Source organism: Clavibacter phaseoli (assembly GCF_021922925.1).
In the GTDB taxonomy this organism is placed as follows: Bacteria; Actinomycetota; Actinomycetes; order Actinomycetales; family Microbacteriaceae; genus Clavibacter; species Clavibacter phaseoli.
The window spans coordinates 812,491-824,477 of sequence record NZ_CP040786.1; the positions used below are offsets into that span (position 1 = coordinate 812,491).

Sequence of the window (11,987 nt, forward strand, 5' to 3'; positions counted from 1 at the left end):
CGCCGGTGCCGGGGCCTCCCCGGCACACCGGTGCGCCGCCTGCCGGGTGCGCCTGCGGATCGGTGTCAGCCGATCTCGTCGAGCCAGGCCCAGGCGGACGCCTCCCACTTCGCGTAGGCGTCCGGGTACGCCGAGTACTGCACGGCCTGCGCCGCCTGCGTGACGGTCATCGACTTCCAGCCGGCGATGTCGAGCAGACCACGGGTGGCGCCGGGGTTCGGGTTGACGCTCCCGCCGAAGAACGCGCGCGACGCGTACACCGGGTCGTTGAGCTGCGCGGGCTGGCCCCAGCCCTGGCTCGGGCGCTGCTGGAACAGGCCGATCGAGTCGCGGTCGCCCCAGTCGAGGTTCCGGAGCGTCGACTCCTGCGCCGCGGTGGCGAGCGCGATGACGAGCCCGTAGTCGCTGACGCCGGCAGAGCGTCCGACCTGGACGATGACGCGCGCGTTGCGGCGCATCTCGTCGGTCATGATCGTCGTCCCGTGGAGCGACGCGACCTGGACGACGGAGGCGGACGCGTGCGGGATGGTGAGCTTGCTGCCCGCGTAGATGATGCTCGACCAGTTGAGGCCGTTGGCGTTGAGGAGGTCCTGCACGGTGACGCCGGACTCCGTGGCGATGCTGTGCAGCGTGTCGCCGGTCTCGATCGTGTACGTGCCGGAGAGCCCCTGCTTCGCGGCGGGGGAGGCGCTGGCGGGGACGGAGGGCGAGGCCGGCGCCGCGGTGGATCCCGCACCCGGGATCGTGAGGCGGTTGCCGGGGAAGATCGTGCTCGTGGCCTGGAGGCCGTTCGCCTGCAGGACCGCCGACGTCGAGACGCCGTGCTTGCCGGCGATGCCCGACACGGTGTCGCCCGCGACGACGGTGTAGCTCGCGCCCGATCCCGAGGACGCCGCGGCGGGTGCCGGGGCCGATGCGCCGGATCCGCCGAGCGTCAGCGTCTGGCCGGGGAAGATCGTGGTCTTCCAGCCGAGCCCGTTCTGGGCGAGGACGGAGGCGGTGGAGAGGCCGAAGCGACCGGCGATGCCCGAGACGGTGTCGCCCTGCTCGACCACGTACGTGGAGGGGGTCGCCACGGTAGGTGCGGCGGCCGGGGTGACGGTGGGTGCGGCGACACGGGGGAGCTTGGTCTGCGTGGGGCCGGACTTCGCCTTCGGCACCCGCTTGACGGGGGCGGCCTCGGCCGGCGTGGCCATGCCGAGGCTCACCGCGAGGGAGCCGACGAGCACGATGGGCATGGTCGCGAGGAGCGCCTTGGAGCGGCGGTTCGCCGTCCGTCCGGTGGCGGTGTCCGAGGACCGGCGGGGGTCGCGAGGAGGGGTGGGTTCGGTCATGGGCATGTTGGTCTACTCCGGCCGTCGTGCACGATTCCCTGATGCAGGTGTTCCACGTTAACACGCAGGGAGAGCAAAGCGCACATACGTGACGGATGTGACTGGAGTGAACAGCGACACGCGTGTTCGGCGGATAGGCAGCCGATCGGTCAACGAGGGCTCGCACCGAGGTCCGGCCGCCCGATGGGTCCCGAGGTCGCCGCCGGACGTGCCAGCATGTGAGGCGTGAACGAGCCCTATGCCGACCGTGAGTGGTTGACCGTCCCCGATCTCGTCGACCTCCTGGGTCTCACCGTCAGCCGCGTGCGCCGGCTCATCGAGGACAGGCGCCTCCTGGCCGTCCGCCTCGACGGCGTCCTCAAGGTCCCGGCCGTGTTCCTGCGCGACGGGGAGCCGCTGTCCGAGCTGCGGGGGACGATCATCGTCCTCGGCGACAACGGCTTCACCGACGAGGAGGCCATGCAGTGGCTCCTCCTGGAGGAGCCGAGCCTCGGAGCCGCCCCCGTCGACGCGCTGCTGGCGGGGCGCAAGGCCGAGGTGCGCCGGGTGGCCCAGGCCAGCGCCTGACCCACGCCCCGGCGGCGACGGATCGCCCCGCGGGAACCCCGTGGCGCCGGATCAGGTGACGCGGCGCGTGACGCTGTCGACGAGCAGCTCCAGCTGGTTCCTCGCGCGGGCCCCGATCGGGGCGTCACGCAGCGCCGCGAGCGACTCGCGCACGTGACGCGCGATCATGCCCTCGACCTCGTCGAGCGCGCCGCTCTCGCGGAGGATCGACTGGAGGGCGCGGATCTGCTCGTCGTCGAGGTCCGGATCCCCGAGGAGCGCGTCCACCGTGCGGCGCACCCCGTCCGGGAGCCGCCGCCGGGCGAGCGCGATGAGGACGGTGCGCTTCCCCTCGCGGAGGTCGTCGCCGCTCGGCTTGCCGGTCACGGCGCTGTCGCCGAAGACGCCGAGCACGTCGTCCCGCAGCTGGAACGCGATGCCGAGCGGCAGGCCGACGGCACGGAGCGCGGCGACCTGCTCGGGCGTCGCCCCTGCGAGGCTGGCGCCGACGACGAGCGGCGCCTCGATGCTGTACTTGGCCGACTTGTAGACGATCACGTTGTGGGCGCGGGCGAGGGTGTCGTCCTCGGGCACGGTCGGCCACGCGACCTCCTCGAGCACGTCGAGGTACTGGCCGAGCGTGACCTGGGTCCGCATGGTCGCGAGCTCGGCCCGGGTGGCGCGGGCGGCCGACCCGTCGGCGAGCGCGAGGAGCGAGTCGATGAGGAGCTCGTCGCTCCACCCGAGGAGCAGGTCGCCGAGGAGGGTCGCGCCCGCCTCGCCGAAGCGCGGCGAGGATCCGACCCATCCTCCGGCGGCGTGCAGCGTCTCGAAGCGCCGGTGGGCGGCGGGGCGGCCGCGACGCGTGTCGGAGCGGTCGATGATGTCGTCGTGGACGAGCGCCGCGGCGTGGAAGATCTCGAGGCCCGCGGCCACGCCGACGACCGCGCGGTACCCCGGTCGCTCCTCGCCCTGCGGGCGCCCGGCGGGGGAGGGCTCGAGGTCGATGACCGAGCGCCAGCCCCAGTAGCAGAACTGCGCCCGGAACCGCTTCCCGCCTCTCAGCAGATCCGAGGAGAACTCCTGGATGGGCACAAGATCCGGGCTGATCTCCCGGAGTCCCGCCGCCTGGGCCGTCAGGAAGTCGTCGAGGCGGGTCTGGACGTGGCTGACGAGGCGGTCGCTTTCGGGCACCCGCCTAGCCTAGCCAGGGGCAGGGAGCTAGAATTCACGGGTGAACACCAACGCGTCGTCCCGAGCCTGAGGGGAATATGATGCCGCTTTCCGAGCAAGAGCAGCGCCTGCTGGAGGAGATGGAGCGAAGCCTCTATCACAACGACGCAGACTTCGTGGCGACCGTCAGCGGTCGCCGCAGCAGACCGAACTACACGATGGTCGTGGTCGGGGTGCTGGTCATCGTCCTCGGCATCGCCGCCCTGGCCGCCGGCGTCATCACCAAGCTGGCCGTCATCGGCATCCTCGGCTTCGCGGTCATGATCGTGGGCGCGCTCCTCATCTTCAGCCCGCGTGACGCGGCTGCCGGCGAGTCGTCCCCGACCTCGCCTCGCGCGCCCGGACGCGGCGGCGGCAAGCGACCCGCTTCGTCGTCCTCGTTCATGGACAAGATCAACGAGCGCTGGGAGAAGCGCCAGGGTGGTCAGGACTGATCACCGCTTGAGGCGGTCCTCCACCGCCCTCCACTCGACCCGAAGGGGCCGATCCCGAACCGGGGTCGGCCCCTTCTGCTGTCCCCTCCGACCCCCACACCCCTCCCCGGCGCCCCGTCGGCCGTCCCCGGACCGCCCGCGGGGTGCTTCTGCGCGCCCACGGCGCGCCGAGGGCGGCATCTCCCTCCACATCCCTCCCCTTCCTGGAGGGCAGTGGATCACTGGGATCGGGGGACGCCCCCCGCGAATTCACCTCGCGGGCCTGGCGGTGGGTGGAGGGCTGTGGAGTAAAGTGGAGCAAGTCCTGAACCACGGCCGGAGAGACAGGGGGTGTCGGTGTGTTCCTCGGCACCCACTCGCCTCGTCTCGACGACAAGGGGCGGCTCATCCTCCCCGCGAAGTTCCGCGACGAGCTCGAGGGCGGCGTCGTCATGACGCGCGGTCAGGACCGCTGCATCTACGTGTTCACGACGCGCGAGTTCGAGGAGCTGCACGACCGCATGCGGCAGGCGCCGCTCGCGAGCAAGCAGGCGCGTGACTACATGCGCGTCTTCCTGTCCGGGGCGAACGCCGAGACGCCGGACAAGCAGCACCGCATCACCATCCCGCAGGCGCTCCGCACCTACGCGGGCCTCGACCGCGAGCTCGCGGTCATCGGCGCGGGCAGCCGCGTCGAGATCTGGGACGCCTCCACGTGGGACGAGTACCTCACCGCCAACGAGAGCGCGTTCGCCGACACCGCGGAGGAGGTGATCCCCGGCCTGTTCTGACCCCGGCCCCTGACTCCCAGCCGTCCGACGCCCTGCCGCACTTCCCCGGTGGCAGGTCGGGACGGATGGGGATCAGGAGCCGCGGACAGGACATCGGGATGCCATGGCACTCGACGACATCCACACCCCCGTCCTCCTCGAGCGGTGCCTCGAGCTGCTCGCCCCCGCCCTCCAGGGCGAGGGCGCCGTCCTGGTCGACGCCACCCTCGGGATGGCCGGCCACTCCGAGGCGTTCCTCGACGCGCTGCCCGACCTCCGGCTGGTCGGGCTCGACCGCGACCCGGATGCCCTCGCCATCGCGGGGGAGCGGCTCGCGCGCTTCGGCGACCGGGTCCACCTGGTCCACACCGTCTACGACGGCATCGGGCGCGCGCTCGACGGGCTCGGGATCGGGGAGGTGCAGGGCGTGTTCTTCGACCTCGGCGTCTCGTCGCTCCAGCTCGACCGCGTGGAGCGCGGCTTCTCGTACTCGCAGGACGCGCCGCTCGACATGCGCATGGACGGGACCGCCGGCCTGACCGCCGCGCAGGTGGTGGCCGAGTACGACGAGCTCGAGCTGCGCCGGATCTTCTACGACTACGGCGAGGAGAAGCTCGCCCCCCGCTACGCCAGCCGCATCGTCCAGGCGCGCGAGCTCGAGCCGATCACCACGTCGGCGCGGCTCGTGGAGATCATCCAGCAGGCCACGCCCGCCGCGGTGCAGCGGGCCGGGCACCCGGCCAAGCGCGTGTTCCAGGCGCTGCGCATCGAGGTCAACCAGGAGCTGAGCGTGCTGGCCCGGGCGATGCCGGCCGCGATCGACCGGCTCGCCGTCGGCGGTCGCGTCGTCGTCGAGTCCTACCAGTCGCTCGAGGACCGCATCGTCAAGCGCGAGCTGCGTGCCCGGTCCACGAGCACCGCGCCCGTCGGCCTCCCCGTCGAGCTCCCCGAGCACCGTCCGGAGCTCAAGCTCCTCGTCCGCGGCGCCGAGCTCGCGGACCAGCACGAGATCGCCCAGAACCCCCGCGCCGCTTCCGTCCGGTTGCGCGCCGCCGAACGAGCCAGGAGGCGACACGCATGACCGATGCAGCACGCGCGACCGCGCGTCCCCGGATCCGGCCGTCCGCCGAGCCGCCCACCCGCCACATCGAGGTCGTCGCCACCCGCGGCCAGCGCCGCGCGCGACCGCGCACCGTCTACGCCGTGATCGTGGTGGGCGGGCTCTTCGCCGTCCTCCTCGCGCAGCTCCTGCTCTCCATCGGCCTGTCCGACGGGGCGTACGCGATCCAGTCCCTGCAGCAGCAGCAGAAGGAGCTGGACCGCACGCACCAGGCGCTCACGGAGGACGTCGACCGGCTGTCGTCCCCGCAGAACCTCGCGCGGAACGCCCAGGCTCTCGGCATGGTCGCGAGCGCGTCGCCGTCCTTCCTCTCGCTCGACGGCACCATCCAGGGCACCCCGCAGGCGAAGGACGGCGCGACGACGGCGCTCACCGCGGACACGCTCATCGGCAACTCGCTCCTCTCCGGGGTGCCGCTCACCATCGAGAGCGACCCGGCGAAGCGGGCGGCCGCCGTCGAGGCCGCGACCGCCCAGGACGGCACCGCGACGGTCGACCCCGGATCGGCCATCCCGGGGTCCGCCGAGGCCTCCGGCGGCGTGACCGCCGGGACCCCGAGCGCGCCTCCCGCGTCGGGCGCGGCCTCCGGGCTAGCGTCGGCCACGGCGATCCCGACCCCGCAGACCCGCTGATCCCGCGCCCCTCCGAGGGGCCGCGACCATCGCACGACACCGCTCCGACGGAGCACCGCACCGCAGGCACCGAGAGGACCCCCGAGTGACCACGATCTCGAACCGACGGCGCATCGCCTTCTCCCTCATAGCGATACTCGCCGTCATCGGGGTCTTCGTCGTCAAGCTCATCGACATCCAGGTCGTGCAGGCCACCGAGCTCAACGAGGAGTCGCTGGGCAAGCGGGCGATCTCGCAGGTGCTGCCCGGCGTGCGCGGCAGCATCTACGACGCCGACGGCAAGGTGCTCGCGGACAGCGTGCTCCGCTACGACGTGACGATGGATCCGTCCAAGGCCGGGCCGTTCACCCGGACGGTCACGGGCGACGACGGGAAGCCCGTCAAGCAGGACGTGTCGCTCGCGGACGCCGAGGCGCAGCTGGGCGCGATCACGGGGCAGAAGCCCGAGGAGATCGACGGGCTGATCACGGGCGCCCTCGCGGCCGACCCGAAGTCGCTGTTCGGCTACGTGACGAAGGGCGTCGACGTCGACGCGTACCTCGCCATCCGGGACCTCAAGATCCCGTGGATCTACTTCCAGGCCGTCTCGAGCCGCACCTACCCGAACGGGCAGATCGCCGGCAGCGTCCTCGGCTACATCGCGGGCGACGGGACGATCAAGGCCGGGCTCGAGCAGGAGTACGACTCCTGCCTCGCCGCGCAGGACGGCGCGCAGACCTACGAGCGCGGCGCGGACGGCGTGGCCATCGCGGGCAGCACCGTCACGCAGAAGCCCGCCGTCGACGGCAGCGACGTGATGACCAACATCGATACGGACCTCGAGTACTTCGCGCAGACCGCGGTGGCCGAGCAGGCCGTGAAGGTCGGCGCCGACTACGGGCACGCGACCATCGTCGAGGTGAAGACGGGCAAGGTCCTGGCGGTCGCCGAGTACCCGTCCGTCGACCCCAACGACGTGTCCGCGACGAAGCCCGAGGACCGCGGGAGCCGCGCCTTCAGCTCGCCGTTCGAGCCGGGATCCACGCTCAAGGCCGTGACCGCCGCGGCGCTCCTCGACTCCGGCAAGGCGGACGCGGGCACCCACGTGGTGGCGCCCTACACGTTCACGCGCCCGGACGTGAGGCTCAGCGACAGCTACGTCCACCCCGACCTGCGCTTCACGCTCGCGGGCGTGCTCATGGACTCCTCGAACACGGGCATCTCGGCGCTCGGCGAGCGGCTGTCCGCCGAGGACCGCTACGGCTACCTCAAGGCGTTCGGCGTCGGCGAGAAGACGGCCATCGACTTCCCCGGCGAGAGCAGCGGCCTCGTGCGCCCCTGGCAGGAGTGGGACCCGCAGACCAACTACGCGACCATGTTCGGCCAGGGCCTCACGACCACGGCGCTGCAGGTCGCGAGCATCTACCAGACCATCGGCAACCACGGCGTGAAGCTCCCGCTGTCGCTCGTCTCGGGCTGCAAGGCCGCCGACGGCACCGTGACGGACCAGCCGGACACGACGGGCACGCAGGTCATCTCGCCCCAGGCGGCCGACTCCACCGTCAACATGCTCGAGACGGTCGTCACCGACGGCCACCTCTCGAAGGACCTCACGATTCCCGGCTACCGTGTCGCCGCGAAGTCCGGCACGGCGCAGGTCGCCGAGGCCGACGGCAAGTACGGCAAGAACTACCTGGTGTCGATCGCGGGCCTCGCGCCGGCCGAGGACCCCCAGTACGTCGTGTCGATCAGCCTGGCCAATCCGGATACCATGAAGTCCTCGGCGGCCGCGGCGCCGGTCTTCCAGAAGATCATGTCCCAGGTCCTGAAGACCTACCGGGTCCCGCCCTCCAGCGTGCCGTCCCCGAACCTCCCGACGACCTACTGAGAGATGAGGGCGATGACCTCCCCTGCCACCCCCGCCCTCCGCCCCGAGCATCCCGTCGCACGGTCGCTGTCCGGCCTGGTCCGCGACTTCGCGCTCGACGTCGTCGGCGACGTGGACGACGTGGAGGTCACCGGCGTGACCCTGTCCTCCGGGGACGTGCAGCCCGGCGACCTGTACGTCGGGCTCCGCGGGGCCCGCGCGCACGGCGCCCGCTTCGCCGCCGACGCGGCCGCCAGCGGCGCGGTCGCGGTGCTGACCGACCCCGACGGGCTCGCCGACGCGCAGGGCTCCGGCCTGCCGGTGATCCTCACCCCCGACCCGCGCGCGGCCCTCGGCGACATCGCCGCGTGGGTCCACCGCTCGGCGGAGAACCCGGCGACGCTGTACGGCGTCACGGGCACCAACGGCAAGACGAGCGTGGTGTACCTGCTCGACGGTCTTCTCCGTCAGCTCGGCGTCGTCACCGGCCTCACCTCCACGGCCGAACGGCGCATCGGCGAGGAGCACATCACCAGCCGCCTCACGACGCCCGAGGCGAGCGAGCTGCACGCGCTCCTGGCGCGCATGCGCGAGGCCGAGGTCCGCGCCGTGACGATCGAGGTGTCGGCGCAGGCGCTGACCCGGCATCGGGTGGACGGCCTGGTGTTCGACGTGGCCGCGTTCATCAACCTGAGCCACGACCACCTCGACGACTACGCCGACTTCGAGGAGTACTTCGACGCCAAGCTGTCCTTCTTCGACCCCGACCGCGCGCGCCGCGGCGTCGTCTCGCTCGACACCGAGTGGGGACAGCGCATCGTCGAGGGCTCCCGGATCCCGATGACGACGATCTCCTCGAAGCCGGGCGTCGACGCCGACTGGACCGTGACCGTGCTCGAGCAGACGCCCGACTCCACGGGATTCCGCCTCGAGGGCCCGGACAACCGCGTGCTCGTCTCGCGCGTGCCCGTCCCCGGCTGGTTCATGGCGGCGAACGCGGGCCTCGCGATCGTGATGCTCGTCGAGTCCGGCTACGACCTCGACGCGGTGGCGCACGTCCTCGACCGCGACGGCGGCATCCAGGCGTACATCCCGGGCCGCGCCGAGCGCGTCTCCGGCGACGCGGGGCCCCTCTTCTTCGTCGACTACGGGCACACCCCCGACGCGTTCGAGCAGACCCTGCAGGCGCTCCGGCCGTTCACGCCGGGGAAGCTCGTCATGGTGTTCGGCGCCGACGGCGACCGGGACACCACGAAGCGCGCCGAGATGGGCGCGATCGCGGCCCGGCTGGCCGACGTCGTGGTCATCACCGACTACCACCCGCGCTACGAGGACCCGGCGTCGATCCGGGCCAGCCTCATCGCGGGCGCGACGGCCGCGGTGCCCGACCGCGAGATCCACGAGGTGCCCGACCCCGCGACCGCGATCCGCACGGCGGTGTCGCTGGTCGGCGAGGGCGACACCATCCTCGTCGCCGGACCCGGGCACGAGGACTACCACGAGGTGGCCGGGCGCAAGATCCCGTTCTCCGCCCGTGACGACGCGCGCGCGGCCCTCCGCGACGCAGGCTGGAGCTGACATGATCGCCCTCACCCTCGCCGAGATCGCCGAGGCGGTCGACGGCCGCCTCCTGCTGCGCGGCGACGCGACCGCGCAGACCGTCGTCGACGGCGTCGTCGACACCGACAGCCGGCTCATCGCGTCCGGCGGGATCTTCGTCGCCAAGCCCGGCGAGGAGACCGACGGCCACCTGTTCGCCCCCGCGGCCGTCGAGGCCGGCGCCGCGCTCCTCCTCGTCGAGCGCGAGCTCGACCTGCCCGTGCCCCAGGTGCTCGTGCCCGACGTCGTCGACGCGCTCGGCCGGCTCGCGCACGAGGTCGTCGCGCGCGTGCGCGCGCTCGGCGACCTGCGGATGGTCGCGGTCACCGGATCCAACGGCAAGACCACCACCAAGAACCTGCTGCACGCGATCCTCTCCACGGAGGGCGAGACCGTGTCGCCCGTCGCGTCGTTCAACAACGAGGTCGGCGCGCCGCTCACCATGCTCAAGGTCACGCGCTCCACGCGGTTCCTCGTGGCGGAGATGGGCGCGAGCGGGCTGGGCGAGATCACGCGCCTGATCCGCATGGCCAAGCCCGACGTCGGCATCGTCCTCACCGTGGGCCTCGCCCACGCGGGCGGCTTCGGCGGCATCGAGCGGACGCTCGTCACGAAGACCGAGATGGTGAAGGACCTCCTGCCCGAGGACACGGCCGTCCTCAACGCGGACGACCCGCGCGTCGCGTCCATGAGCGACAAGACCGAGGCGCCCGTGCTGTGGTTCGGCCGGGACGCCCGCGCCGCCGTCCGCGCGACCGACGTCGTCGCGTCCGCCGCGGGCACGACCTTCGCGCTGCACCTGCCCGACGGGTCCGCGCGGCCCGTCTCCTTCCGCGTGCTCGGCGAGCACCACGTCACCAACGCGCTGGCCGCGGCGGCGGGCGCCTGGGCGCTCGGCGTCGACGGGGACTCCATCGTGTCCGCCCTGCAGACCGTGCAGCGCGCCGAGCGCTGGCGCATGGAGGTGCTGGGCGGCAACGGCGTGACCGTGATCAACGACGCCTACAACGCGAGCCCCGACTCCATGGCCGCCGCGCTCCGCACCCTCGCGCAGATTCGCGGCCCCGAGCAGCGCACTGTCGCGGTCCTCGGCGAGATGAGCGAGCTCGGCGAGTTCTCCGAGGAGGAGCACGACCGCGTCGGCCTCCTCGCGGTGCGCCTCAACATCGGCCAGCTCGTCGTGGTGGGTCGCGCCGCGCGCCGCCTGCACCTCGAGGCCATCGCGCAGGGCTCCTGGGACGGCGAGTCGATCTTCGCCGAGGACGCGGCCGAGGCCCGCGAGATCCTCGACCGCGTGCTCCGCGACGGCGACCTCGTGCTCGTGAAGTCGTCGAACTCCGCCGGGCTCCGCTTCCTCGGCGACGAGCTGGGGGAGAAGTACTCGTGGTAGCCCTCCTCGGCGCGGGCGCCATCTCGCTCGTCTTCACGCTCTTCCTGACGCCGCTGTTCATCAAGCTGTTCCACCGGCTGCAGTGGGGCCAGTTCATCCGCGACGACGGACCGCAGTCGCACCACACGAAGCGCGGCACGGCCACCATGGGCGGCATCGTCATCATCCTGGCGAGCGTCATCGGCTACTTCGTGGGGCACCTGCTCACGTGGGACGGGATCCGCTTCGACCCCGTGACGCCGTCGGGCCTGCTGGTCGTGTTCATGATGGTGGGCCTCGGCTTCGTCGGGTTCCTCGACGACTACCTGAAGACCCGCAAGCAGCAGTCCCTCGGGCTCGGCGGCTGGCAGAAGATCGCCGGCCAGGTCGTCGTCGCGACCGTGTTCGCGGTGCTCGCGATCACGCTGCGCGACCCCGTGTCCGGCCTCACGCCCGCGTCCACCGCCATCAGCCTGTTCCGCGACCTGCCGCTCGACTTCATGGCGCTCGGGGCGGTCATCGGCACGGGCCTGTTCATCGTGTGGATCTGCCTCATCGTCGCGAGCGCGTCGAACGGCGTGAACGTGGCCGACGGGCTCGACGGCCTCGCGGCGGGCGCCTCGATCTTCTCGATCGGCTCCTACGTCATCATCGGCTTCTGGCAGTTCAACCAGTCGTGCGACAGCGTCTCCAGCTACCAGAACGAGTACCGCTGCTACGAGGTGGCGAGCCCCCTCGACCTCGCGATCATCGCGGCGTCCATCGTGGGCGCGCTCATCGGCTTCCTCTGGTGGAACACCTCGCCCGCGCAGATCTTCATGGGCGACACCGGATCCCTCGGCCTGGGCGGCGCTCTCGCGGCCCTCGCGATCCTCAGCCGCACCGAGCTGCTCCTCGTCTTCATCGGCGGCCTGTTCGTGATCGTCGCGGGCTCGGTGGTGCTGCAGCGCATCTACTTCAAGCTCACGCACGGAAAGCGCATCTTCCTCATGAGCCCGCTCCATCACCACTTCGAGCTCAAGGGTTGGGCGGAGGTCACGGTCGTCGTGCGCTTCTGGATCATCGCCGGCCTGCTGGTGGCGGCGGGCGTCGGCACCTTCTACCTGGAATGGATCACGCAGTAGA

11 protein-coding genes are annotated in these 11,987 nt (G+C 71.9%); 9 read left to right on the top strand and 2 right to left on the bottom strand.

Annotation, left to right across the window (positions count from 1 at the left end):
- Positions 1-65: 65 nt before the first annotated feature.
- Positions 66-1,340: a muramidase family protein gene (locus FGI33_RS03790; protein WP_119433749.1), complete on the bottom strand. Its 1,275-nt coding sequence runs from the start codon at positions 1,338-1,340 to the stop codon at positions 66-68.
- A gap of 219 nt (positions 1,341-1,559) precedes the next feature.
- Here FGI33_RS03790 and FGI33_RS03795 point away from each other — a divergent pair, with 219 nt between their 5' ends.
- Entirely contained in the window at positions 1,560-1,901 is a 342-nt protein-coding gene (locus FGI33_RS03795; protein ID WP_119433750.1) for an Rv2175c family DNA-binding protein, read from the top strand.
- Positions 1,902-1,952: 51 nt separating this feature from the next.
- Here FGI33_RS03795 and FGI33_RS03800 read toward each other — a convergent pair whose 3' ends face one another.
- Entirely contained in the window at positions 1,953-3,074 is a 1,122-nt protein-coding gene (locus tag FGI33_RS03800) for a polyprenyl synthetase family protein (RefSeq protein WP_119433751.1), read from the bottom strand.
- Between the two features lie 80 nt (positions 3,075-3,154).
- Here FGI33_RS03800 and FGI33_RS03805 point away from each other — a divergent pair, with 80 nt between their 5' ends.
- From FGI33_RS03805 to mraY, 8 genes are all read left to right on the top strand, one after another.
- Positions 3,155-3,547, top strand: coding sequence for a DUF3040 domain-containing protein (locus FGI33_RS03805; protein WP_237582293.1), 393 nt, complete (start codon positions 3,155-3,157; stop codon positions 3,545-3,547).
- A gap of 338 nt (positions 3,548-3,885) precedes the next feature.
- A complete protein-coding gene (gene mraZ / locus FGI33_RS03810; protein WP_119401193.1) occupies positions 3,886-4,317 on the top strand; it encodes a division/cell wall cluster transcriptional repressor MraZ in 432 nt (143 codons plus the stop codon).
- Positions 4,318-4,420: 103 nt separating this feature from the next.
- Positions 4,421-5,377, top strand: a complete 957-nt coding sequence (gene rsmH / locus FGI33_RS03815; RefSeq protein WP_119433753.1) for a 16S rRNA (cytosine(1402)-N(4))-methyltransferase RsmH — start codon at positions 4,421-4,423, stop codon at positions 5,375-5,377.
- Positions 5,374-6,048 (top strand): cell division protein FtsL, encoded by a 675-nt coding sequence (gene ftsL / locus FGI33_RS03820; RefSeq protein ID WP_119401192.1) that lies wholly within the window; start codon positions 5,374-5,376, stop codon positions 6,046-6,048. The genes rsmH and ftsL overlap by 4 nt, the downstream gene beginning before the upstream one ends.
- Before the next feature lie 85 nt (positions 6,049-6,133).
- Positions 6,134-7,915: a peptidoglycan D,D-transpeptidase FtsI family protein gene (locus tag FGI33_RS03825; protein ID WP_119433754.1), complete on the top strand. Its 1,782-nt coding sequence runs from the start codon at positions 6,134-6,136 to the stop codon at positions 7,913-7,915.
- 12 nt (positions 7,916-7,927) lie between these two features.
- A complete protein-coding gene (locus tag FGI33_RS03830) occupies positions 7,928-9,472 on the top strand; it encodes a Mur ligase family protein (RefSeq protein WP_119433755.1) in 1,545 nt (514 codons plus the stop codon).
- A gap of 1 nt (position 9,473) precedes the next feature.
- Complete coding sequence (locus FGI33_RS03835; RefSeq protein WP_119433756.1) at positions 9,474-10,883, top strand: UDP-N-acetylmuramoyl-tripeptide--D-alanyl-D-alanine ligase; 1,410 nt, start codon at positions 9,474-9,476, stop codon at positions 10,881-10,883.
- Positions 10,877-11,986 (top strand): phospho-N-acetylmuramoyl-pentapeptide-transferase, encoded by a 1,110-nt coding sequence (gene mraY, locus FGI33_RS03840; protein WP_119402132.1) that lies wholly within the window; start codon positions 10,877-10,879, stop codon positions 11,984-11,986. Before FGI33_RS03835 ends, mraY begins: the two co-directional genes overlap by 7 nt.
- The last annotated feature ends 1 nt before the right edge of the window (position 11,987 follow it).

Coding starts and splice junctions, on each gene's coding strand:
- FGI33_RS03790 (WP_119433749.1), bottom strand. CDS start 1,340: ATGCCCATGACCGAACCCACCCCTCCTCGCGACCCCCGCCGGTCCTCG.
- FGI33_RS03805 (WP_237582293.1), top strand. CDS start 3,155: ATGCCGCTTTCCGAGCAAGAGCAGCGCCTGCTGGAGGAGATGGAGCGA.
- rsmH (WP_119433753.1), top strand. CDS start 4,421: ATGGCACTCGACGACATCCACACCCCCGTCCTCCTCGAGCGGTGCCTC.
- ftsL (WP_119401192.1), top strand. CDS start 5,374: ATGACCGATGCAGCACGCGCGACCGCGCGTCCCCGGATCCGGCCGTCC.
- FGI33_RS03830 (WP_119433755.1), top strand. CDS start 7,928: ATGACCTCCCCTGCCACCCCCGCCCTCCGCCCCGAGCATCCCGTCGCA.
- FGI33_RS03835 (WP_119433756.1), top strand. CDS start 9,474: ATGATCGCCCTCACCCTCGCCGAGATCGCCGAGGCGGTCGACGGCCGC.